25 protein-coding genes are annotated in these 22,688 nt (G+C 28.9%); 24 read left to right on the forward strand and 1 reads right to left on the reverse strand.

Features of this window, described 5'->3' with window-relative positions; genetic code table 11:
- Positions 1-31: 31 nt before the first annotated feature.
- The 9 genes from IR152_RS17170 to IR152_RS17210 all read left to right on the forward strand — a co-directional run bounded on the left by IR152_RS17170 (position 32) and on the right by IR152_RS17210 (position 9,427).
- On the forward strand, positions 32-739 hold the full coding sequence (locus IR152_RS17170) for a YidC/Oxa1 family membrane protein insertase (RefSeq protein ID WP_054275523.1): 708 nt from the start codon (positions 32-34) through the stop codon (positions 737-739).
- On the forward strand, positions 708-1,337 hold the full coding sequence (jag, locus tag IR152_RS17175) for an RNA-binding cell elongation regulator Jag/EloR (RefSeq protein ID WP_227453119.1): 630 nt from the start codon (positions 708-710) through the stop codon (positions 1,335-1,337). Before IR152_RS17170 ends, jag begins: the two co-directional genes overlap by 32 nt.
- Before the next feature lie 110 nt (positions 1,338-1,447).
- A complete protein-coding gene (gene mnmE / locus IR152_RS17180) occupies positions 1,448-2,827 on the forward strand; it encodes a tRNA uridine-5-carboxymethylaminomethyl(34) synthesis GTPase MnmE (RefSeq protein ID WP_227453120.1) in 1,380 nt (459 codons plus the stop codon).
- Positions 2,828-2,922: 95 nt separating this feature from the next.
- Entirely contained in the window at positions 2,923-4,818 is a 1,896-nt protein-coding gene (gene mnmG / locus IR152_RS17185; RefSeq protein ID WP_227453121.1) for a tRNA uridine-5-carboxymethylaminomethyl(34) synthesis enzyme MnmG, read from the forward strand.
- Positions 4,811-5,530, forward strand: coding sequence for a 16S rRNA (guanine(527)-N(7))-methyltransferase RsmG (gene rsmG / locus IR152_RS17190; RefSeq protein WP_227453122.1), 720 nt, complete (start codon positions 4,811-4,813; stop codon positions 5,528-5,530). Before mnmG ends, rsmG begins: the two co-directional genes overlap by 8 nt.
- Before the next feature lie 163 nt (positions 5,531-5,693).
- Positions 5,694-6,479 (forward strand): nucleoid occlusion protein, encoded by a 786-nt coding sequence (gene noc, locus IR152_RS17195; protein ID WP_227453123.1) that lies wholly within the window; start codon positions 5,694-5,696, stop codon positions 6,477-6,479.
- A 134-nt stretch (positions 6,480-6,613) separates the two neighbouring features.
- Positions 6,614-7,387 (forward strand): ParA family protein, encoded by a 774-nt coding sequence (locus tag IR152_RS17200; RefSeq protein WP_003420496.1) that lies wholly within the window; start codon positions 6,614-6,616, stop codon positions 7,385-7,387.
- 1 nt (position 7,388) lies between these two features.
- Positions 7,389-8,252, forward strand: a complete 864-nt coding sequence (locus IR152_RS17205; protein WP_227453124.1) for a ParB/RepB/Spo0J family partition protein — start codon at positions 7,389-7,391, stop codon at positions 8,250-8,252.
- 32 nt (positions 8,253-8,284) lie between these two features.
- Positions 8,285-9,427, forward strand: coding sequence for an aminotransferase class V-fold PLP-dependent enzyme (locus IR152_RS17210; protein WP_227453125.1), 1,143 nt, complete (start codon positions 8,285-8,287; stop codon positions 9,425-9,427).
- Positions 9,428-9,562: 135 nt separating this feature from the next.
- Here IR152_RS17210 and IR152_RS17215 read toward each other — a convergent pair whose 3' ends face one another.
- Positions 9,563-10,138 carry a GerMN domain-containing protein gene (locus IR152_RS17215; RefSeq protein ID WP_227453126.1) on the reverse strand — a complete coding sequence of 192 codons (576 nt, stop codon included), beginning with the start codon at positions 10,136-10,138 and terminating at the stop codon, positions 9,563-9,565.
- 259 nt (positions 10,139-10,397) lie between these two features.
- On the opposite strand from IR152_RS17215, the gene rstA reads away from it, so the two are divergent.
- From rstA to IR152_RS17290, 15 genes are all read left to right on the forward strand, one after another.
- A complete protein-coding gene (rstA, locus tag IR152_RS17220) occupies positions 10,398-11,690 on the forward strand; it encodes a toxin production/motility transcriptional repressor RstA (protein ID WP_227453127.1) in 1,293 nt (430 codons plus the stop codon).
- A 104-nt stretch (positions 11,691-11,794) separates the two neighbouring features.
- Positions 11,795-12,397, forward strand: a complete 603-nt coding sequence (yedF, locus tag IR152_RS17225; RefSeq protein ID WP_227453128.1) for a sulfurtransferase-like selenium metabolism protein YedF — start codon at positions 11,795-11,797, stop codon at positions 12,395-12,397.
- A 72-nt stretch (positions 12,398-12,469) separates the two neighbouring features.
- On the forward strand, positions 12,470-12,733 hold the full coding sequence (locus IR152_RS17230; protein ID WP_227453129.1) for a DUF3343 domain-containing protein: 264 nt from the start codon (positions 12,470-12,472) through the stop codon (positions 12,731-12,733).
- 14 nt (positions 12,734-12,747) lie between these two features.
- A complete protein-coding gene (locus IR152_RS17235) occupies positions 12,748-12,933 on the forward strand; it encodes a DUF951 domain-containing protein (protein WP_227453130.1) in 186 nt (61 codons plus the stop codon).
- Between the two features lie 101 nt (positions 12,934-13,034).
- Positions 13,035-14,231, forward strand: a complete 1,197-nt coding sequence (locus tag IR152_RS17240; protein WP_227453131.1) for a PLP-dependent aminotransferase family protein — start codon at positions 13,035-13,037, stop codon at positions 14,229-14,231.
- A gap of 216 nt (positions 14,232-14,447) precedes the next feature.
- A complete protein-coding gene (gene rpsF / locus IR152_RS17245) occupies positions 14,448-14,726 on the forward strand; it encodes a 30S ribosomal protein S6 (RefSeq protein WP_227453132.1) in 279 nt (92 codons plus the stop codon).
- Positions 14,727-14,762: 36 nt separating this feature from the next.
- Positions 14,763-15,197: a single-stranded DNA-binding protein gene (locus IR152_RS17250; protein WP_003420524.1), complete on the forward strand. Its 435-nt coding sequence runs from the start codon at positions 14,763-14,765 to the stop codon at positions 15,195-15,197.
- An 18-nt stretch (positions 15,198-15,215) separates the two neighbouring features.
- Positions 15,216-15,443 (forward strand): 30S ribosomal protein S18, encoded by a 228-nt coding sequence (gene rpsR / locus IR152_RS17255; protein WP_003420527.1) that lies wholly within the window; start codon positions 15,216-15,218, stop codon positions 15,441-15,443.
- A gap of 141 nt (positions 15,444-15,584) precedes the next feature.
- Entirely contained in the window at positions 15,585-15,905 is a 321-nt protein-coding gene (locus IR152_RS17260; RefSeq protein ID WP_054272079.1) for a MazG-like family protein, read from the forward strand.
- A gap of 7 nt (positions 15,906-15,912) precedes the next feature.
- The gene (locus IR152_RS17265; protein ID WP_227453133.1) at positions 15,913-16,869 is read left to right on the forward strand and encodes a YybS family protein; all 957 of its coding nucleotides are present in this window, start codon (positions 15,913-15,915) and stop codon (positions 16,867-16,869) included.
- A 10-nt stretch (positions 16,870-16,879) separates the two neighbouring features.
- Entirely contained in the window at positions 16,880-18,874 is a 1,995-nt protein-coding gene (locus IR152_RS17270; RefSeq protein WP_227453134.1) for a DHH family phosphoesterase, read from the forward strand.
- Positions 18,875-19,324, forward strand: a complete 450-nt coding sequence (gene rplI / locus IR152_RS17275; RefSeq protein WP_227453135.1) for a 50S ribosomal protein L9 — start codon at positions 18,875-18,877, stop codon at positions 19,322-19,324.
- An 18-nt stretch (positions 19,325-19,342) separates the two neighbouring features.
- Positions 19,343-20,671, forward strand: coding sequence for a replicative DNA helicase (gene dnaB / locus IR152_RS17280; RefSeq protein ID WP_227453136.1), 1,329 nt, complete (start codon positions 19,343-19,345; stop codon positions 20,669-20,671).
- Positions 20,672-20,875: 204 nt separating this feature from the next.
- On the forward strand, positions 20,876-21,184 hold the full coding sequence (locus tag IR152_RS17285) for a hypothetical protein (protein ID WP_227453137.1): 309 nt from the start codon (positions 20,876-20,878) through the stop codon (positions 21,182-21,184).
- An 81-nt stretch (positions 21,185-21,265) separates the two neighbouring features.
- Positions 21,266-22,555, forward strand: coding sequence for an adenylosuccinate synthase (locus IR152_RS17290; protein ID WP_227453138.1), 1,290 nt, complete (start codon positions 21,266-21,268; stop codon positions 22,553-22,555).
- The last annotated feature ends 133 nt before the right edge of the window (positions 22,556-22,688 follow it).

The raw sequence follows: 22,688 nt of genomic DNA on the forward strand, positions 1-22,688 counted from the left end.
AAGAGAGTAACTATTAGGAGGTATAAAAAAATTGAATATAATAGGAAATTTCTTAGGATTAATTCTTAAGGTAATATTTGAATTTGTTAACCATTATGGTATTTCTATAATACTTTTTACTATACTTGTAAAGATTATTTTATTACCATTAACAGTTAAGCAGACTAAGTCAACAAAGGCAATGCAAGATATACAACCTCGTATAAAAGAGATACAAGAAAAATATAAAAATAAGCCAGAAAAACAAAATGAAGAAATTGTTAAGTTATATGGAGAAGCTAAAATTAATCCACTATCTGGTTGTTTACCTTTATTAATACAGTTTCCTATATTAATAGGATTATTTAGCGTTTTGAGAGAACCAGTTGCTCATGGCGTTTTTGCAAATCAAGCTGCATTTTTAGCAGCTGACAATGGGTTTTTATGGATAAAAAGCTTAACAGCACCAGATTATATATTAGCAGTATTTTCAGGAGCAAGTGCATATGTTATGCAAAAAGTAATGACACCCAAAGATCAGTTACAAGGCTCTATGAAAGTAATGACATATGTAATGGCAGGTATGTCTTTCTATTGGGGATTTATATTCCCAGCAGGACTTACATTGTACTGGACAGTAAGTAACTTATTCTCAATAGCTCAATATTACTTAATAATGAATCCTTTAAAAGCTAAACTGGCTGCTAACTCTAAGGAGGAAAAAGTTAATGAGAAAAAGCCTAAAATTAATAAAAAGTAAAAGTAAGGAAGAAGCTATAAGTAAAGCTATAGCAGAGTTAAATTTAAAAGCAGAGGATATAGAAGTAGAAATACTTGAAAATCCAAGCAAAGGATTTTTAGGTTTTATAGGTGCTAAAGATGGCACTTATGAAATTTTTGTTATCGAGAGGGAATTAGATGTAGCTAAAAATTTTATAGAGGTAGTGTTGAAAAATGCAAATATTGATGCCAAAGTCAATGTATCTCAAAAAGATAATTTAATCATGGTTGATATTGAAGGCAAAGAAGCTGCAAGTTTAATTGGTAGAAGAGGGGAAACTTTAGATTCTATTCAATTTTTGACTGGATTAGCTCTTAATAAAATAAATAAAGATTCTCATACAAGAGTACTTGTAGATATAGAAAACTATAGGTCAAAACGAGAAGAATCTTTAATAAGATATGCTAATAAAGTTGCTAGAGAAGTAGCGAAAACAAGAAAAACTAAAAAATTAGATTATATGAATCCGTATGAGAGAAGAATAATACATTCAGCTCTTCAAAACGACAAGTATGTAATTACATATAGTGAAGGAACTGATCCATATAGAAGATTAGTAATTGAGTGTAAAAGATAAAATCAACCTCCTAAACATTAGGGGGTTTTATTTTTTAATCTTATTAAATTATTATGATTGGTTAAATATAAACCTATATGTAAAAAATTATAAATTAAGAGGTGATAAATTTGTTTATAGATGATACAATTGCAGCAATAGCTACAGCACCTGGAGAAGGTGGTATAGGTATACTTAGAATAAGTGGAGAAAAAGCTTTGAAGGTTGCAGAAGAAATCTTTAAGCCTATATCAGGAAAGAGTATTGAAGAATACAATAAGAGAACATTAATATATGGAAATATAGTAGATGATGAGAATATAATTGATGAAGTTTTATTGGCATATATGAAAGGACCAAACTCATATACAGGAGAAGACGTTATAGAAATCAATTGTCATGGTGGATTTATTTCAGTGAAGAAAATCTTAGAACTAATATTATCCAAAGATGTTAGATTAGCAGAGGCTGGTGAGTTCACTAAAAGAGCATTTTTAAATGGAAGAATAGATTTATCTCAAGCAGAGGCTGTGATTGATGTTATAAAAGCCAAAACTGATATAGCTCATGAAGTTGCTCAAAATCAATTAGAGGGGTCTTTATCAAAAAAGATAAGAGAATTGAGAGATAAAGTCACTGAGATATTAGCTCATGTAGAAGTTGCTATAGATTACCCGGAGGAAGATATTGAACACATAACGTATCAAACTCTTAAAGAAAAAACTGATGAACTTAAAAAAGAAATTAAAAAATTATATGATACAGCTGAAAGTGGAAAAATACTTAGAGAAGGTTTAAAGACAGTAATTGTTGGGAAACCAAATGTAGGTAAATCTTCTCTGCTTAACTCTATTTTAGGAGAGAATAGAGCAATAGTTACTGATATACCAGGAACTACTAGAGATGTTATAGAAGAGTTTGTAAATATAAAAGGTATACCTTTAAAAATTGTTGATACAGCAGGTATAAGAGATACTGACGATATCGTTGAAAAAATAGGTGTTGAAAAGTCTAAAGAATCATTTACTAGTGCAGATTTGATTATAATGGTTTTAGATTCATCTAGAAAGCTGTCAGAAGAAGATATAGAGATATTAGAAAAGCTTAAGAATAAACAAACAATAGTGCTGTTAAATAAGAGTGATTTGAAACAGGAGATTGAAGAAGAAAAAATACTTAAATATGTAGAAAATAATAGTATAATAAAAATATCAGCTTTACAGCAAGAAGGAATAGAAGAATTACAAGATAAAATAGAGTCTATGGTATATAAAGGTAGTATTAAAAATAATTCTAGTTTAGTAGTAACAAATTCAAGACATAAAGATGCACTTAGTAAAGCATATAAATCTGCAACAGATGCTTTAATTGCTTTGGAACAAAGTATGCCATTTGACTTTGTAGAAGTTGATTTAAAAAATATATGGGACTATCTTGGATATATTAATGGTGATACAGTAACAGAGGATTTACTAGATAATATATTCCACAACTTCTGTATTGGTAAGTAATGTAAAAAAGTAAATTTGTTTTTTATTATAGAGATTTTAAAAAAATCAACAGTGTTTCTCATGAAACATTAATTTTAAAAAGAAAGGAATTATAAATGATAAAGTTTGAAGCAGGAAAATATGATGTGATAGTGGTCGGAGCAGGACATGCTGGATGTGAAGCTGCTTTGGCTACTGCAAGAATGGGATATAAAACTTTGATAATAACAATGTCTTTGGATTCTATAGCATTAATGCCTTGCAATCCATCTATTGGTGGAACTGGTAAAGGTCAATTAGTTAAAGAGATAGACGCCTTAGGTGGTCAAATGGGATTGAATATAGACAAGACATATATACAAAGTAGAATGTTAAATACTGCCAAAGGTCCAGCAGTTCACTCTTTAAGAGCACAAGCAGATAAATTTAAATATCATGAAGAAATGAAAAAAACATTAGAAGATGAACCAAATCTTGATATAGCTATGGATGAAGTTGTAGAAATACTGCATGAAGGAAATGTTGTAATAGGAGTTGGAACTAAACTAGGATGTTCATTTAAATCTAAAGCTGTAATATTGGCTACTGGAGTTTATCTGAATTCAAAAATATACATGGGTGAGGTCTCATTTTATGAAGGACCTAATGCATTGGGATATGCAAAATACCTTACAGATAGCTTAGTTGAGCTTGGTCTTAGAATGAGAAGATTTAAGACAGGAACTCCAGCAAGAGTTCATAGAGATAGTATAGACTTCTCTGTAATGTCTTTACAAGAAGGAGATGAAAAAGTAACTCCTTTCTCATTTATGAATGAAAATATAGAGAAAGAGCAAGAGCCTTGTTATTTAACAAGAACTACAGAAGATACTCAAAAAGTTATAATGGATAATTTAAAAAGGTCTGCTATGTATAGTGGAGTGATAGAGAGCACTGGCCCAAGATATTGTCCTTCTATAGAAGATAAAGTAGTAAGATTTAGTGATAAAACATCACATCAATTATTTATAGAACCAGAAGGGTTAAATACTAAGGAAATGTATATACAAGGAATTTCAACTAGTTTACCTTTTGAAGTTCAATTAGATATGTACAAAACTATAAAAGGGCTTGAAAATTGTAAGATAATGAGACCTGCATATGCTATTGAATATGATTGTGTTGACCCAACACAACTAAAAATAAGTTTGGAAATAAAGGGAGTTGAGAATTTATTTAGTGCAGGACAGTTTAATGGGACTTCTGGATATGAAGAAGCAGCAGCTCAAGGGCTTATGGCTGGCATAAATGCAGTTAGAAAGATAGAAGGAAAAGAGCCTTTTGTATTAGACCGTTCAGAAGCATATATAGGTGTTTTATTAGATGACCTTGTTACTAAAGGGACTAACGAACCTTACAGAATGATGACATCAAGAGCAGAATATCGACTATATTTAAGACAAGATAATGCAGATATGAGATTAACTCAAAAAGGTTATGATATAGGGTTAGTTAAAAAAGATAGATATGAAAGATTCATAAATAAAAAGGCTGCTGTAGAGAAAGAATTTGAAAGATTAAAAAATGAAAGAGTTACACCAAAAGAAGTAAATAGTCTGCTAGAAGAAAAGGGAGCAACCCCAATAAAGGTTGGAATATCTCTATATGAATTTTTAAAGAGACCAGAGGTTACTTACGAATTGCTTGAAGAATTAGGAAAAGGTGCTGGTGAAGATGTTTCAAGAGAAGTTAAAGAGCAATGTGCAATAATAACTAAATATGAAGGTTATATAGAAAAACAATTGAAACAAATAGACCAATTTAAAAAACTTGAGAATAAAAAGCTGGACGAGAAAATAAATTATTCATCTATAGAAGGTCTTAGATTAGAGGCTAGACAGAAATTGGACGATATAAAACCTATTTCAATAGGTCAAGCATCTCGTATATCTGGTGTTTCCCCAGCTGATATATCAGTTTTGCTTGTATACCTAGAACAAGCCAGAAGAACCAGAGGTGGAAAAAGTGAATAATATAGAACTTCTGAAAAATGGGATTGAAAGTTTTAATATAGATACGAATGATAGTATGTTAGAAAAATTTAAAATCTATAGAGAGATATTAGTTGACTGGAATAAAAAGATGAATCTTACTGGAATAGAGGATGAAAAAGAAGTATATATAAAGCATTTTTTAGATTCTATTTCAGCTGTAAAAAATGGGTATATAAAAAATGGTATATCTATAATAGATGTTGGCACAGGTGCTGGTTTTCCTGGAATACCATTGAGAATATGTATGGATAGCTTAGAACTTACTTTGTTGGATTCTTTAAATAAAAGAATAAACTTTTTAGAGGAAGTCAGTAGAGAATTAGAGTTAGATAATATCACATTTATACATGGAAGAGCTGAAGATTTTGGTAAAAATGAAAACTATAGAGAAAAGTATGATGTTGCTACAGCAAGAGCTGTTGCTGGATTACCAATTCTTATGGAATTTTGTGTACCATTTGTAAAAGTTGGAGGATATTTTATTTGCTTGAAAGGTCCAAATGCTAATTTAGAATTAGAAGAATCACAAAAAGCTATTGACGTTTTAGGATTGGAGTTTATTGAAAAAATAGATGTAGAATTACCAGAGATAGATTTAAATCATAATATATTAGTTTTTAAAAAAATAAAGGAAACACCAGTTAAGTACCCTAGAAAAGCTGGTAAACCGGCTAAAAATCCTATTAAGTAATTGAAAAATTATTAGAGGTAAGCTTAATTATTTCTCAGGAAATAATTAAGCTTACCTCAAAAAAAACAAAAATAAAGGAATTATTAAAGTAGATGCAGAAATAAATTTGTATGTACATATAGAGAACAAAAATAATTTATATCTAAAATAAGAGAGGTATGTTATGGAAGATAAAAGAGTTATGGAGATACCTATAGAAGATGTAGTTCCAAATCCATATCAACCAAGAAAAATATTTTCACAAGTTTCATTGGAGGAATTGAGCAATTCTATAAAGGTATATGGTATAATTCAACCTATAACAGTTAGAGCAAAAGGTGGAAAATATGAGCTAATTGCAGGAGAAAGAAGATTAAGAGCAGCTAAATTAGCAGAGCTTAAAACTATACCAGCAATTATAAATAATATGAACGATGAATCTTCTGCTGTTCTAGCGTTATTAGAAAATTTGCAACGAGAAGACTTAAATTTCATTGAAGAAGCAATCGGTTATGAAAACTTAATAAAAGAACATGCTTTTACTCAACAGCAATTAGCGGAAAAATTGGGCAAAAATCAATCTACTGTAGCAAATAAGCTTAGAATATTAAAGCTTCCAAACGATATAAAAATGAAGCTGATAGAGAATAATTTAACAGAAAGGCATGCTAGAGCATTTCTTAAACTACCAAGTGAAGATTTAATGCAAAGTGTACTGGACAAAGTTATAAAAAATGAATTGACTGTTAAAAAAACAGAAAAATTGATACAAGATATATTAGAAGAAGCTAAAGTTCAAGAAGAGCCTGATAAAAAACAGAATATAAAGGGTGCTATGAGTATAAGAATTTACATAAATACTATAAAGCAGGCCTTTGATGCTATATCAAATACAGGAATTGATGCTAAGTATAATGAAATAGATAAGGGAGATTATATGGAGGTTGTTGTAAAAATCCCTAAAAAATAGAGATTACTGCTTATCAGTAATCTTTTTTTGTAATATAAGCCTTGTAATATAAATTGATTTATAGACATTATTTATAATTAAAAAACACCTATTCAACATTTAAAATTAATTTAATTCTTAAAGGGGGGAACATCATGGGCAAAGTTATAGCTGTATTCAATCAAAAGGGTGGAGTCGGGAAAACTACAACAAATGTAAATTTAAGTGCTAGTTTAGGAACTTTAGGAAAGAAAATATTAGTATTAGATTTAGACCCACAAGGAAATACAACCAGTGGATATGGTATTAATAAAAATGAAGTAGAAAATACAATCTATGAAATTATGTTAGATGGGTTACATATTAAAGAAGCAATAATAAGTACTGAATTTGAAAATGTGGATGTAGTTCCATCAGCTACTGAACTATCAGGTGCAGAGATAGAGCTTACATCTAAAACTAACAGAGAGTATATTTTAAAAAATTCCATAAAAGCAGTAATAGATGAATATGATTATATATTTTTAGATTGTCCACCCTCACTTGGGATGCTTACAATAAATTGTTTAACTGCTGTAGATAGTGTTTTGATTCCAATACAATGTGAATATTATGCTTTAGAAGGTGTTAGTCAATTGATGGAGACTATAAAATTAGTAAAATCAAGATTAAATGCTGACATAGAGATTCAAGGTGTTGTTTTAAGTATGTTTGATGGAAGAGCTAATCTATCAATACAAGTAGTTGAAGAAGTTAAGAAATATTTTAAAGGAAGTGTATATACAACTCTAATTCCAAGAAATGTAAGACTTGCAGAAGCTCCAAGTCATGGTAAACCTGTAATTTATTATGATAAAAGATGTAGAGGGTCTGTAGCTTATTTGGAACTAGCAGAAGAATTTATAGATTTAGAAGAGGAGGAATGGTAGTATGGAAAATAAGTCTAGAAGAAGTAATAGATTAGGTAGAGGTCTTAGTGCGTTGATACCAGAAATTAAAGGAGAAACTTCAGAAAAAGAAATAGTCAACATAGATATAGACAAAATATATCCAAACGAAGTTCAACCTAGAAAGCAGTTTGATGAAGAAAAGATAAAAGTACTTTCTGATTCTATAAAAAATTATGGTGTTTTACAACCGATAGTGGTTAAAATTGATGAAAATGATAAATATATGATAATAGCTGGAGAAAGAAGATTCAGAGCATCAAAACTTGCAAATAAAAATCAAATACCTGCTATAATTAAAGATATAGATATGAAAGATGTAATGGAGATAGCCTTAATTGAAAACTTACAGAGGGAAGATTTAAACTCAATAGAAGAGGCTCTAGCATATAAGAGCTTAATAGAGCATTACAATGTAACTCAAGAAGAAATATCAGAAGCCGTTGGTAAAAGTAGACCTCATATAACTAATACACTAAGACTTTTAAACCTTGGACAAGATGTTATAGAGATGATAGATAGTGGTAGAATTACGGCAGGTCATGGAAAGGCTTTATTAAGGATTGTAGATAAAGATTTACAATTACAAATAGCAAAAAAAATAGAAGAAGAAGAACTTTCTGTAAGAGAAGTCGAAAATATAGCTAAAAAGATATCTGAAAATAAAGAAGAAGTACCAAAAAAATCTAAGCCTAAAGATGTATTTATATTAGACGTAGAAGATAAACTTAGAAATATCTTTGGAACAAAAGTGAATATTTCTAAAGGAAAGAAAAAAGGTAAAATAGAGATAGAATACTATAATGATGACGACTTAAACAGTATTGTATCAATGCTTCTTGAATAGAACAAAAATATAAAACAGAGAGGAATATTGTTATGATTTATTTAGATAATGCTGCAACTACGTATCCAAAACCTGAAAGAGTGTATGATGCTGTTTTAAATTGTATGAAAAACTATTGTGCAAATCCAGGTAGAGCAGGGCATAAACTTGCTATGAGAGCTGCTAGGGAAATATATGATGCAAGAGAGAATATAGCTAAGTTGTTCAATGTTAGTAATCCTATGAATATAGTATTTACATCTAATGCAACAGATTCTCTAAATTTAGCAATAAAAGGTGTATTACAAGAAGGAGACCACGTAATAACAACGTCTATGGAGCATAATTCAGTAATAAGACCTATAAAAGCATTGGAAAAAAAAGGTGTTGAGAATACTGTAGTAAAATGCGACTATGAGGGTTTTCTAGATTATGAAGACTTAGAAAAATCAATAAAAAAGAATACTAAATTGATTGTAACAACACATGCATCTAATGTATGTGGAACTTTAATCGATATAAAAAAGGTTGGAGAAATAGCTAAAAAACATAAGATACTGTTTTTAGTAGATGCATCACAAACAGCAGGTGTTTATGATATAGATGTAAATGAATGTAATATAGATATGTTGGCAATGCCAGGTCATAAATGCTTATTTGGGCCTCAAGGAACAGGTATATTATATGTAAGAGAAGGACTAAATTTAAATATCTTAAAAGAAGGTGGAACAGGTAGTAAGTCAGAAGAAATGATTCAACCAGAATTGTTCCCAGATAAATATGAATCAGGAACTCATAATACTCCAGGCATAGCAGGTCTTAATCAAGGTATATTATTTATATTTGAAAGAGGAATCAACAATATAAGACAACATGAAGAAGAATTATGTCAATATATGATAGACAAGTTAGAGGAAGTACCAGATATAAAGATATATGGACCAAAAGATAGTAAAAAAAGAGCATCAGTAATAGCTCTAAATATAGGAAATATGGATTCTGGAGAGGTTACTTTTTTATTAGATAGTGATTATAATATAGCTACTAGATCAGGAATACACTGTTCTCCACTAGCACATACTACTTTAGGTACCTTAAAGCAAGGTGCAGTGAGATTTAGTATAGGATATTTCAATACAAAAGATGAAATAGATAAAGCAGTGGAAGCTTTGAAGAAAATTTCAAAAAATAAATAGTATGGAGTTTAATAATATATAGAAATAAAAAATGGGGATGTATCAAAATAAAGATTTGAATCATCTCCTTTTTTATACAAAAAAGAAAAGGGGTTCCTAAGAACCTCTTTTCTTTTTGATAATTGTTTTAAGAAGTTACTTTAAGTAATCCCCTTCTTCAAGAACTATATGACCACTTTCATAATTAGAGCCATCAACCGTAATTTTTATTTGTTCAACATTCATATTTTTTATGTAAGTACGAGCAACTGAATCAAGCATTAAAGTTTCTGCATCACTACCTAAATTTGATTTTGTAAAATCAGAGCTAACGTCTAATATACCAGTTTTTACACCATTAATGTCTTTTGTAGTAAATGAATTTAATTTTGCAGATTCTGGAACAACTTTAAGTTTTTGAAGTTCTTCAAATAGAATGTTTTCATCAATTTTGCTTAAATCAACCTTATTTTCAATTAAATCTGTCTTGTCTACATCAAAAGAGTAAATAGTAACCGATTGAGTTTTAGTTTCTTCTTTTGGAGTAGATGTAGTTTTTTTGTTAGGAACCTCTTTTTCAGTGTTGTTTTCTTCTTTTGTTTGTTCAACATTTGTATTGCTCTTAGTTTCTTTTTTAGATGTATCATTTCCATTTTGAGCATTAGTACAACCAACTGCAAATATAGATATAGATAATATACTTAACACTAACATTATTTTCTTATTTTTCATAAAAATTTCTCCCCTCTTAAAAACTATTCTTATATATAATTATAGTCGTTATGAGCAAATATATGAATACAAAATAGTAACAAATTTAAAAAATGATTTATTTAAATTAATTAAATTCAAAATAAACTAAATTTTAGTCATTTTTATGGGAAATCATTTAATGTACACAGAAAATATTGTAAAATAAAAGTAGTGTTTTTAAAATAAATATAAGTTATAATTATATTATAAAAAAATGTCTTCAAAAGGTGGGAATAGTATGGAAATTTTGAGCTTAGGAGAAAAGATTAAAAAATTAAGAAAAGAAAAAAACATGACATTAAAAGAATTAGCTGGAGATAGGATAACAGCAGCACAAATAAGCCATATAGAGAGGGATAAATCTCATACTAGTTATGAACTGTTGGAATATCTAGGCGATAAGCTAGATGTAAGTGTAGAATACTTGTTAGAGACTAAAGAGATGCAGTCAAAAAAGATAACTGATAATTTAATACTACAGAGCGAAATTTATATAAAAGAAAATGAGTTAAACAAGGCTGAGACCCAAATAAAAGAAGTTTTAGATATATGTAAGAGATACGATTTAATGGAGAACTATGGCAGATGTAATTATTTAATGGCTAATATCAATTTGAAAAAATCTAATTATAATGATGCTATAGAAAACTTTGAGAAGGCATTATACTTCTTTATAAAAAATAGTGATAGTGAAAATATACTTAAGTGTTATTTAAACATAGGAAAAATATACATGCAGGAAAACTTTTATAAAGGTGCAATAAGTCACTTTAATTTTGCAGAGGAAATTTTATTAGAGAATAAGTTTGAGGATGTTAACATATACAAGGAACTATATAGTAAGATGGCATATTGTTACATAAAATTAGATAATCCAAATATGTCACTGAAATACATAGATAAGATAAATGAAATAGATAATAAAAATGATAGAAAAGAAGATGTTGATATTTTGGTGTTAAAAGCAAGTAATATGCTTGAGATTGGAAAATATGAAGAATCAAAAGATTACTTCAAAAAAGCATTAAAAATACTTGAAAATGAAGATAATAAAACTGGATTAGCAAATGTGTATTTAACAATTTGTGACGTTTACAGAAAAATAGGTGAAACAGATAGGGTACTTGAATATTCACAAAAGGTATATGACATAAAGAAAAATGATGAAGACGAATATATGATGTCAGGATTATTTAAGATAATAGAAGCATATATAGATAAAGAAGACTATGATTTGGCTAGAAAATATTGTAAGATAGCTTTAGCTTCATCAATAAAAAATAAAAATAAGTTCAATGAATATAAAGTATTAAGATTCTATGCTAATATGTATAAAAATCAAAATGAAATTACTCTTGCAATTGAGTATTTAATTAAATGCATAAAAATAGTATCAGATTTAGGTAACAATAGAATATTGGCCAATTTATATATAGACTTAGGTCAATTATATTCAAATATATCAAAAGAAAAAGAGCTAGAATATTATCAAAAAGGTGTATTTATGTATAAAAATTTAGAAATAATGTAAGATAAATAAACCTATAAGGGTATAGAAACAATCTATAACAAGCAAGATAATATCTATGATACAATGTAAATTGTATGAATATTTTTAAGGAGATGAATCAGACAATGAGTATAAAAATAGATGCTAGAGGGCTTGCTTGTCCTAAACCAGTTATAAATACAAAAAGAGAATTGGATAACCTAGAAGAAGGTGTTGTAGTTACAATAGTTGACAATGAAACAGCTAAGGAGAATATATTAAAACTTGCTAAATCTTTAAGTTGTGAAGCAAATATTGTTGACGAAAAAGAGAATTTTATATCTATAGAAATTAGAAAAGGTAAAAATATACTAGATAAACAAAATGTTGTAGATAATAAAGAAAGCGAATTAGACAATACATGTATATTTATATCTTCAGATAAGATGGGACTTGGAAATGATGAATTAGGAAAAGTGTTAATAAAAGGATTTATATATACATTAACAGAATCTAAACCTTATCCTAAGTATATACTTTTAGTTAATGGAGGAGTAAAATTAAGTGCTGAAAATGAAGAAACTATAGAAAATCTAAAAATACTTGAGAAGATGGGTGTAGAAGTTTTATCTTGTGGTACTTGTTTAGATTATTATAATTTAAAAGACAAATTACAAGTGGGTACGGTTACAAATATGTATACTATAGTTGAGACATTAAAGAATGCATCAAATACCATTTCTATATAATGTATGTTTGTTTAATAATATAAAACTAATAATAAAGATTAACTCAAATAGATAGTCAGAAAGGATTAAGTAATGAATCAAATGTATATAGTGTCATTTAATTCGACACATCATGCGATAAGATCAGAAAAGTTATTTGGTAAAAATAGTCTAAAAGTAATGGTTCTTCCAACACCAAGAGAAATAACAGCAAGTTGTGGAATATCAATTAAATTTTCTTTTGAAGATATGGAAAAGATAAAAAATATTTTAGTTGAAAATAATGTAGATATAAAAGGAATTTATTGTATAAGTAAATTAGAAAATGGCTCAAAAGAAGTAGAGAAGTTAGATTAGGAGGCTAATTATTTATGCCAATGGATTTAAAAATAGGAGATATTGTTGAATTAAAAAAGCAACATGCATGTGGGTGTAAAGAATTTGAAATCATAAGAACTGGAATGGATATAAAGATAAAATGTATCAAATGTTCAAGGCTAATAATGCTTGATAGAGAGACCTTAGAAAAGAGAATAAAAAAGCTAATAAAAAAGTGATAAAAATTTAACATTTAAAAATGTCAAATACCGTATATTAATATCCAAAATTTTGGTATAATAAAAAATGAAGAAAACATTTTCATGGGGGTGCTTTAATTATGGCAGTTAAATATGCGAAAAGAATGCAAGGTTTACAAGGATCAGAGATACGTGAGCTTTTAAAACTTACTCAACAACCACAAATAATATCTTTTGCTGGTGGAATGCCGGCTCCAGAGTTATTTCCAGTTGAGGAAATGAAAAAAGTATCAGTTGCAGTGCTTGAAGAAAATGGAAGATCAGCTATGCAATATACTACAACAGAAGGATATGAACCATTAAGAGAAAAAATAGCAGCTAGAATGAATGAGAAAAATAAAACTAATGTAAACAAAGATGATATATTAGTTACAAGTGGTTCTCAACAAGGTCTAGATTTTGCAGGAAAAGTATTTATTGATGAGGGTGATGTAATTTTATGTGAAAGCCCATCTTACATAGGAGCTATAAACGCATTTAAATCTTACCAACCTAAATTCATAGATGTTCCAACAGATGCTGATGGAATGATAATGGAAGAATTAGAAAAAATACTAGAAACAACTGATAGAATAAAAATGATTTACGTAATACCTGACTTCCAAAATCCAACAGGAAGAACTTGGCCACTTGAAAGACGTAAAAAATTCATGGAAATAGTAAATAAATTTGAAATACCAGTAATAGAAGATAATCCATATGGAGATTTAAGATTTGAAGGAGAGACTTTACCATCTTTAAAATCAATGGATACAAAAGGATTGGTAATATTCTTAGGAACTTTCTCTAAAATATTCTGTCCAGGATACAGATTAGGATGGACTTGTGCTTCTCCAGAAATATTATCTAAATTTAACTTTGCAAAACAAGGTGCAGACTTACAAGCATCAACTATATCTCAAATGGAAGTAAGTAAATTTATGGATATGTATGACTTAGATGCGCATGTTGACAAAATAAAAGCAGTTTATGTTAAACGTAGAGATGTAATGCTTAAGACTATGGAAGAAGAATTCCCAGAAGGATTAGTATTTACTCATCCAGAAGGTGGATTATTTACATGGGTAGAGCTTCCAAGTAATTTAAATGCTAAAGAATTAATGCCAAAATGCCTAGATAAGAATGTTGCTTATGTTGCTGGAGGAGGATTCTTCCCTAATGGTGGTAGAGAAAATACTTTCAGACTTAATTATTCAAATATGCCAGAAGAAAAGATAATAGAAGGTATAAAAAATATAGCAGCTGTATTAAAAGAGGCTATGGGTGTAGAAGCTTAATTAAAAATAATAACTTATATAGATATATTACAAGGGATGGCTGTTGCCATCCCTTGTTAATTTAAGAATATATAATTTATCTTATACTAAACTTTGTCCAAAATTTAAATTGACAGAAATAAGAATAAATGATAAAATATGTAGGTATGAGATTTTAGTCTCATTTCTCTGCTCTAAGAGTGTAGAGCCGTTAAGTCCAAAGGGAGGTGAATTATAGTGAGAAATTATGAATTAGTTTATGTGGTAAAGCCAAACTCTGATGAAGAAATAAGAGAGGCTATACTAAACAAAGTTAAGGAAGTTGTTGCAACTGACGGAGAAATAGTTAAAGTTGATACTTGGGGAACTAAAAAATTAGCTTATCCAATAGCTAAGTTTACAGAAGGTTTCTATGTATTAGTTAACTTCAAATCAGCAGTAGACGTTCCTAAAGAGATAGACAGAAACTTAAAGATAAATGAAAACGTAATAAGACACATGATAGTTGTTGCTTAATAACTGGTTTTATTATAAAAAATAGGTGGTGTTTTTATGAATCAAGTTGTATTAGTGGGAAGATTGACTAGAGACCCTGAATTAAGATACATCCCAGGTACAGGAACACCAGTGGCATCCTTTACAATAGCCATTGATAGAGACTATGTAAAAAAAGATGGATCTAAAGAAACTGATTTTATACCTGTTGAAGTAATGGGGAAATCTGCTGAGTTTTGTGCTAATTACATAACTAAAGGTAGATTAGTTGCACTTCAAGGATCTATAAGAGTAGACAATTATCAGACACAATCAGGTGAAAAGAGAACTTTTACAAAAGTAAGTACTAGATCAGTACAAGCTTTGGATAGTAAGAATAAATCGGAAAATTCATATAGAGAGAGTGCTCCAGCTTTTGAGCCAAGCTTTGAACCTCAAGGTTTAGACCCACAAGGTTTCCAAGCTATAGATGATGACGATATACCATTTTAAAAAGGAGGGAAAAAAGTCATGATGAATAAAAAAAGACGTAAGAAAAAAAGAGTTTGTCAATTTTGTGCTGACAAAAACGCTAAAATAGATTACAAAAGTACTCAAAGATTACAAAAGTATATAACTGAAAGAGGAAAGATATTACCAAGAAGAATATCTGGAACTTGTGCTAAGCATCAAAGAGAATTAACAGTTGCTATAAAAAGAGCGAGAAATATAGCACTTTTACCATATACATTAGACTAAAAAAATGAGCCTTGTGCTCATTTTTTATTGTATGCATTTATATATCTAATGAGGCGAGCTATAAAGCTCGTTTTTTTGTTTATATACTTAAATATATTATTATTTATGATATAATATTATATATTAAGGAGGGTTGTAAACGTGAAAATAGATAAAGGTTCTGAGATAACTAGAAACATAAAGATAATAGAGTGGATGAAAACAGAAATATTAATGAGTGTAAGTGATTTGTTTAATTTATTGTTTAAAGGGGTAAAACCATTAGATGAAGCAATTCAAGATACTTTAGCAAATATAATAATGATAACATATCTCTTAGCAAAGAGATTAGGAATTAGTTTTAGAGACGTGGATTATAAAGTCAAAGAAAAAATAAAAATTGGTATAGATGAGGAACATAGCGTTGAAAGATGGTATGGAGATTTATCTAATTTAAAAAAACATATGGATAATAGGGAGTGATATTAAATTGAATAATAAAATTAGACTATCTAAAGCAATTTCTATAATAGTTTTAGCTATAATAATCGCTTTAGTAATAGCCTATATTCCAATGCTAGGAATGTTTAGTATATTAGCAGCTGTTCCATATGTAATTATAGGTGCTATTACTGATAGAAAGTATTCTTTTATATCTATTTTAATTACATTTTGCGTACTTGCTCTATTTGCAGACATTTCTTATGCATTAAATATATGTATAATGTATTCTTTACCAGGTATAGCAATAGGAAAGATGTTAAAGAGAAGTTTTGAACAAGAGGATAGTAATAAATTTGAACCAATATATGGTGGAACTATAATATTTGTACTTTCAATGCTTGTATATTTTTTTGTATTAAAGATATTTTTAAATGTAAATCTATTAGATGAAGCTTCTAAGATGATAACAGAAGTTGTAAATATTCAAAAAAATAGTTTTTCTGCAACTGAGCTTAAAGTGTTTGATAAAATGAAGCCAGATGAGATTGTAAGTTATTTTACAAATATGCTACCAATGATGTTATTTTTACAAGGGTTGTTATCAGCATTTGTAACATATTATTTAAGTGTATTTTTTATTAAAAGAATTACAAAGATGAATATAAGATTTCCTAAATTTGCTGACTTTTATTTACCAGGAAATGCTATACTCACAACATTCTTACTTTATTTGTTAGTATTATTTATTCAAATTATTGGTTCAAAACTATATACAGAATTAATAATGACTAATTTACAGCTAGTTTTTAATTTAATGTTTGTAATTCAAGGTATAGCAGTTTGTATTTATTTTTTAAAGAAATGGATAAGACAAGGACCAAATAAAATTATGTTTCTTTCAGGGATAATTTTATGTTTATTTGGATTTATGGGAATATCTTTTGTTGGTATGGTAGATAGTATAATTGACTTTAGAAAGGTAAGAAGTTATAAATCCACTTAGGAGGATAGAAATGAGTAATAAACAAACCTTTAAATTAAATATGCCAGAAATAAATTTATATATAATTGTTATTGGTATTTCTAGTATAATTTTGCTTTATTACAACTTGTATGTAGGGTGTTTATTTTTCTGTATTTTTGTATATATGGTTTTTCACAACTGGAGAACAACTAATATCAGACGTCATGAATGGACAGAGTATATTCAAAATTTATCTTTAGATATAGATGAAACAACTAAAAAAGCTATAATAAATCTTCCAATACCACTATGTATATTAGAATTTGATGGAAATATATCCTGGTATAATGGAAAGTTTTATGATATGATTGGTCAAAAAGATTTACTGGATAAAAATATAGAAGACATAGTTAAAAATCTTAATTTAAGAAAAGTATTAAATGAAAATAAAGAGATGTACACAGAAATAAACTACAAAGAAAAAGAATATACAATAATTTATAATGTTATAAAAAATGACCAAGAAAAGAATCCTAAATATTTGATGATATTATACTGGATAGACAAGACTGAATATTTAAAAGTAAAACAAGATTATGATGATGAAAAAAATGCAATGATGCTAATACAAGTAGATGGATATGATGAAGTATTAAAAAGTGCAGCAGAAGATAAGAGGGCTTTAATTAATGTTGAAGTAGAAAAAATACTTTCTGCTTTAGAATTAAATTCAAATGGTGCATTGAGAAGAACTTCAAAAGATAAATTCTTCTTGGTGATGCATAAAAAAGAGTTAAAAAAATTGGAAGCTGAGAAGTTTTCTATTTTAGATACAATAAGACATATTGATTATGGAAATAATCTTCCTGTTACTATAAGTATAGGAATTGGTATAGATGGAGATACATTAAATGAGAACCTAAAGCTTGCTACAGGTGCTCTTGATTTAGCACTTGGTAGAGGTGGTGACCAGGCTGTTGTAAAAACAAAAGATAAATTTGTATTTTATGGAGGAAAATCTAAAGCTGTAGAAAAGAAAACCAAAGTAAAATCCAGATTAATAGGTCATGCTTTAAGAGAGGTCATACAACAAAGTGATCAAGTTTATATAATGGGACATAAATATCCAGATATGGATGCTATGGGAGCAGCAGTTGGAGTTTATGATATATGTAAATCCTGTAACAAAACCGCAAACATAGTTTTACAATCTGTAAATGAATCTATAGAAATATTTATAAATAAAATAAATGAAAATAGTTACTATAAGAAGTTGTTTATTGGAAAAGAGGAGGCTATTGACAACTGTACTAAAAATACATTAGTTGTAGTAGTTGATACTCATAGACCTAATTATACTGAATGTGAAGAACTGTTAAAGCTATCAGAGAAGGTAGTAGTTATAGACCATCATAGAAGAGGTGTTGAGTTCATAAATGATGCAGTACTTTTATTCCATGAGATATATGTATCTTCAACATGTGAAATGGTTACAGAGTTAGTTCAGTATATGGATGAAGATGTAACAATAAATAAACTTACAGCTGAAGGGCTTTTAGCAGGTATAAGTCTAGATACTAAAAACTTTGCATTTAAAACAGGTGTTAGGACTTTTGAAGCTGCTTCTTACCTTAGAAAAGTTGGAGCAGATACTATAGAGGTCAAGAAGTTCTTCAATTCTGATGTAAAAGACTTCATAATAAAAGCTGAAATAATTCAAAGTACTAAAATAATAAATAATAGAATATGTCTAGCATATTCAAGTACTGAAGTAGATAGTATAAATGTTATAATAGCTCAAACTGCTGATGAGTTACTAAACATCAAAGAAGTAGAAGCTTCCTTTGTATTAGGTGAAAAAGATGATACTATATTTGTAAGTGCTAGGTCTTTAGGACAAATAAATGTACATGTACTTATGGAAAAATTAGGAGGCGGGGGACATATAGATATAGCTGGAGCACAGTTAAAAAATGTTTCTCTAAAAGAAGCTTATAAGATGGTAAATAAAATAATAGAGGAGTATTTGGAGGAGGAAGAATAGATGAAAGTTATATTATTGAAAGACGTAAAAGGAACTGGTAAAAAGGGAGAAATGAAAGAAGTAAGTGATGGATATGCAAGAAATTTCTTATTTCCTAAAAAGATGGCTGTGCAAGCAGATAGTGTAGCAATAAAAGAGTTAAATGAAAAGAATAAATCTAAAGAAATAAAAGCACAAAAAGAGTATGAAGAAGCAGTTTTATTAGGTAAGCAAATGGAAGAAATTAATATAGAAATATATTCAAAAGCAGGGGAAGGTGGAAGATTATTTGGTTCAATAACTGCTAAAGAAATTGCTGAGCAATTAAAGAAACAAAAAGACATAGACGTAGATAAAAGAAAAATATTATTAGATGAGCCAATAAGAGCTTTAGGTTCAACTTTTGTAGAAATAAAAATACATCAAAAAGTAACTACTAAAATAAGAGTGGATGTAAAAGAAAAACAGTAATAACTAGAGGTGATTAAGATGGAAGATATGACGAGAATTCCTCCTCATAGTGTAGAATCTGAACAATCAATACTTGGTTCTATACTTCTAGATAAAGATGCTATAATAACGGTTACAGAAACTATAAAGCCTGATGACTTCTATAAAGAGGCTCACAAAATAATATATGAATGTATGATAACTTTAAGTAATAAAGGTGAGCCTATAGACCTGATAACATTGACAGAAGAGCTAAGAAAACAAGGGCATCTTAATGATATTGGAGGAATCAGTTATATTACAAGTCTTTCTACTATAGTACCGACGACTTCAAACGTAAAATACTATGCTGACATAGTAAAAGAAAAGTCTGTACTTAGAAAGCTTATAAAAGCTTCTAATGAAATAATAAATCTAGGATATAGTGGAGCAACTAAGATTGAAGATGTTTTAGAACAAGCTGAGAAGAGTATATTTGATATATCACAGGAGAAAACTAGTGATGATTTTAAATCTATAAACTTAGTTTTGATGGATGCCTATGATATGATAGAAAAATTATATACCAATAAGAGTGATGTTACTGGTATAACTACTGGTTTTAAAGATTTAAACAAAAAAATAAATGGTCTTCAAAGAACTGATTTAATATTAATTGCAGCTAGACCAGCAATGGGTAAAACTGCTTTTTCTTTAAACTTAGTTCAAAATGCAGCCTTAAAAGGTGATGCTTCTGTAGCTGTATTTAGTTTAGAGATGTCTAAGGAACAATTAGTACAACGTATGTTATCTTCACAGTCTAGTGTAGAATTAAAAAAAATAAAGACTGGAACACTTAATGATAATGACTGGCCTAGAATTATAGATGCTATGGCAGTGTTATCAGATGCAAAAATACACATAGATGATACTCCTGGTATAAAAATATCAGAACTAAGGTCAAAGTGTAGAAAGTTAAAAATAGAAAAAGGACTAGATTTAGTGCTTATTGATTATCTTCAACTTATGGAAGGTGAAGGTAATAATGAGAGTAGACAACAAGAGATATCTAAAATATCAAGGTCATTAAAGGTACTAGCAAAAGAACTAAACTGTCCTGTGGTAGCATTATCTCAGCTATCACGTGCACCAGAACAAAGAGCAGACCATAGACCTATGTTATCTGACTTAAGAGAATCTGGAGCAATAGAGCAGGATGCAGATATAGTCATGTTTCTATATAGAGACGAATATTATCATGCTGATTCTGAAAGTAAAAATATAGGAGAAGTAATAATATCAAAAAATAGACATGGTGAAACTGGCTCTGTGGAACTTGTTTGGCTTGGTGAAGTTCAAAGATTTGGGGATAAGTTGAGAGACCTATAATCTAACTAATATCCACAGAACATCCTTTCTTTCTACAGGAAAAATGTGGATACATGTCACTAAATATGGCTAAACATTGAAATTTAGCTAAAAAATTATCCACATTATCCACAGATGGCCTGTTGATAAGTGTGAATAAGTAGATAAAGCAAGCTTTTGGCTTGCTTTATCTGTGTATAAATATTAATTATTAGGAGGAATAATATGGAAAAAATAAGCTTAAAATATATATATCCCAATATAATTAAAGTACTTGATGAAATAAACTTATTTAGAGTAATTGATAGTAATTTAAGAGAATCTATTGTTGTTTATGCTAATAATGTGGATAATCAATATTATATAAACATGACTAATACAAACTTTGGAAACATAATTAACATATGTAAATTAGAAAAACTTTTAGATGTGGATAAATTTATGGAAAAAATTATAAAATCTGAAAAAGAAATAATAGAGAAAGAAGAATTTTCAAAAATAGAAGAATATATGTTAAATATTGGAGAATGCTAAAAAAGTTGAAAAAAATACGAATATTTGATAGAATAAGTAAGTAAAGTGTTCGAGAGTATATAAAATATAGAGGTGAATTACATGAAAACAGTTGCAATTGTTGGTTCTCAATGGGGAGATGAAGGTAAAGGTAAAGTTATAGATTATCTTGCTACTCAAGCAGATGTAGTAGTAAGAGGGCAAGGTGGAAACAATGCAGGACATACATTAGTTGTAGAAGGTAAAAAATACGCACTACATTTAATTCCATCTGGAGTTTTAAATCCAAATACAGTAAATATAATCGGAAATGGAATAGTGTTTGACCCTAAAGGATTTTTAGAAGAATTGGAAATGTTTAAAGCGGATAATATAAGTACAGAAAATATAAAAATAAGTGATAGAGCACATGTCATATTCCCATATCATAAAGAACTAGATGCATTGTCAGAAGAAGCCAGAGGAGATTTAAAGATAGGTACAACAAAAAAAGGTATTGGACCTTGTTATATGGATAAAACAGAGAGATCTGGAATTAGAATATGTGACTTAATGGATAAAGAGAAATTCGCTATAAAATTAAAAGCTCAAATAGATGCTAAAAATGAAATAGTTAAAAATATATATGGAAAAGAAGAATTGTTTGATTTTGAAACTATATATAATGAATATGTGGGATACGCAGAGCAAATAAGAAAATATGTGGCAGATACATCAGTTATTGTATATGATGCAATAAAAGCAGGTAAAAAAGTATTATTTGAAGGAGCACAAGGGACTTTATTAGATTTAGATTTAGGAACTTATCCATTTGTTACATCCTCTCATCCAACATCTGGCGGATTTGCGATTGGTGCAGGAATAGGACCAAATATGATAAAAGACGTTGTTGGTATTGTAAAGGCATATACTACAAGAGTTGGAGAAGGACCGTTTGTTACAGAGCAAATAAATGAAACTGGTGACAAAATAAGAGAACAAGGTCGTGAATTTGGAGTAACTACTGGTAGACCAAGAAGATGTGGATGGTTTGATGCAGTTATAGTTAAGTATGCTGCTAGAGTTAATGGATTGACTAGTATTTCATTTATGTTACTGGATGTCTTAACTGGATTTGATAAAATAAAAGTTTGTACATCTTACAAAATGGGTGATAAAATAATAACAGATTTTCCAGCTTCATTAGATGACTTAGCAAAATGTGAACCTGTATATGAAGAGTTAGATGGATGGAACGAAGATATAACTCAAGTAGATAATTTTGATAATCTTCCAGAAAATGCAAAGAAATATATAGCTAAAATAGAAGAGTTGGTCGGAGTAAGTGTAGACATGGTTTCTGTTGGTCCTAACAGAGCTCAAACAATAATAAGAAAAAATATATTTGCTTAATATTTTATTAAAAAAGTTAAATTTTGAATAATAAGGAAAGAGTATCTCAAGGTAATGATTGTAGTTATTAGAGATACTCTTTTGCATTAGATTTATATCAAATTTTTACTTACTTAAAATTTATGTATATTTT

It is taken from the genome of Clostridioides sp. ES-S-0108-01, from assembly GCF_020662285.1.
GTDB lineage: Bacteria > Bacillota > Clostridia > Peptostreptococcales > Peptostreptococcaceae > Clostridioides.

Bases quoted from the DNA above. Each gene is read 5' to 3' on its own strand.
- IR152_RS17285 (WP_227453137.1), top strand. From the start codon at position 20,876: ATGGAAAAAATAAGCTTAAAATATATATATCCCAATATAATTAAAGTA.
- dnaB (WP_227453136.1), top strand. From the start codon at position 19,343: ATGGAAGATATGACGAGAATTCCTCCTCATAGTGTAGAATCTGAACAA.
- IR152_RS17230 (WP_227453129.1), top strand. From the start codon at position 12,470: ATGAATCAAATGTATATAGTGTCATTTAATTCGACACATCATGCGATA.
- IR152_RS17210 (WP_227453125.1), top strand. From the start codon at position 8,285: ATGATTTATTTAGATAATGCTGCAACTACGTATCCAAAACCTGAAAGA.
- IR152_RS17240 (WP_227453131.1), top strand. From the start codon at position 13,035: ATGGCAGTTAAATATGCGAAAAGAATGCAAGGTTTACAAGGATCAGAG.
- IR152_RS17250 (WP_003420524.1), top strand. From the start codon at position 14,763: ATGAATCAAGTTGTATTAGTGGGAAGATTGACTAGAGACCCTGAATTA.
- IR152_RS17270 (WP_227453134.1), top strand. From the start codon at position 16,880: ATGAGTAATAAACAAACCTTTAAATTAAATATGCCAGAAATAAATTTA.
- noc (WP_227453123.1), top strand. From the start codon at position 5,694: ATGGAAGATAAAAGAGTTATGGAGATACCTATAGAAGATGTAGTTCCA.
- mnmG (WP_227453121.1), top strand. From the start codon at position 2,923: ATGATAAAGTTTGAAGCAGGAAAATATGATGTGATAGTGGTCGGAGCA.
- rpsR (WP_003420527.1), top strand. From the start codon at position 15,216: ATGATGAATAAAAAAAGACGTAAGAAAAAAAGAGTTTGTCAATTTTGT.
- rplI (WP_227453135.1), top strand. From the start codon at position 18,875: ATGAAAGTTATATTATTGAAAGACGTAAAAGGAACTGGTAAAAAGGGA.
- IR152_RS17235 (WP_227453130.1), top strand. From the start codon at position 12,748: ATGCCAATGGATTTAAAAATAGGAGATATTGTTGAATTAAAAAAGCAA.
- IR152_RS17290 (WP_227453138.1), top strand. From the start codon at position 21,266: ATGAAAACAGTTGCAATTGTTGGTTCTCAATGGGGAGATGAAGGTAAA.
- jag (WP_227453119.1), top strand. From the start codon at position 708: ATGAGAAAAAGCCTAAAATTAATAAAAAGTAAAAGTAAGGAAGAAGCT.
- yedF (WP_227453128.1), top strand. From the start codon at position 11,795: ATGAGTATAAAAATAGATGCTAGAGGGCTTGCTTGTCCTAAACCAGTT.
- IR152_RS17205 (WP_227453124.1), top strand. From the start codon at position 7,389: ATGGAAAATAAGTCTAGAAGAAGTAATAGATTAGGTAGAGGTCTTAGT.
- IR152_RS17200 (WP_003420496.1), top strand. From the start codon at position 6,614: ATGGGCAAAGTTATAGCTGTATTCAATCAAAAGGGTGGAGTCGGGAAA.
- rstA (WP_227453127.1), top strand. From the start codon at position 10,398: ATGGAAATTTTGAGCTTAGGAGAAAAGATTAAAAAATTAAGAAAAGAA.
- IR152_RS17215 (WP_227453126.1), bottom strand. From the start codon at position 10,138: ATGAAAAATAAGAAAATAATGTTAGTGTTAAGTATATTATCTATATCT.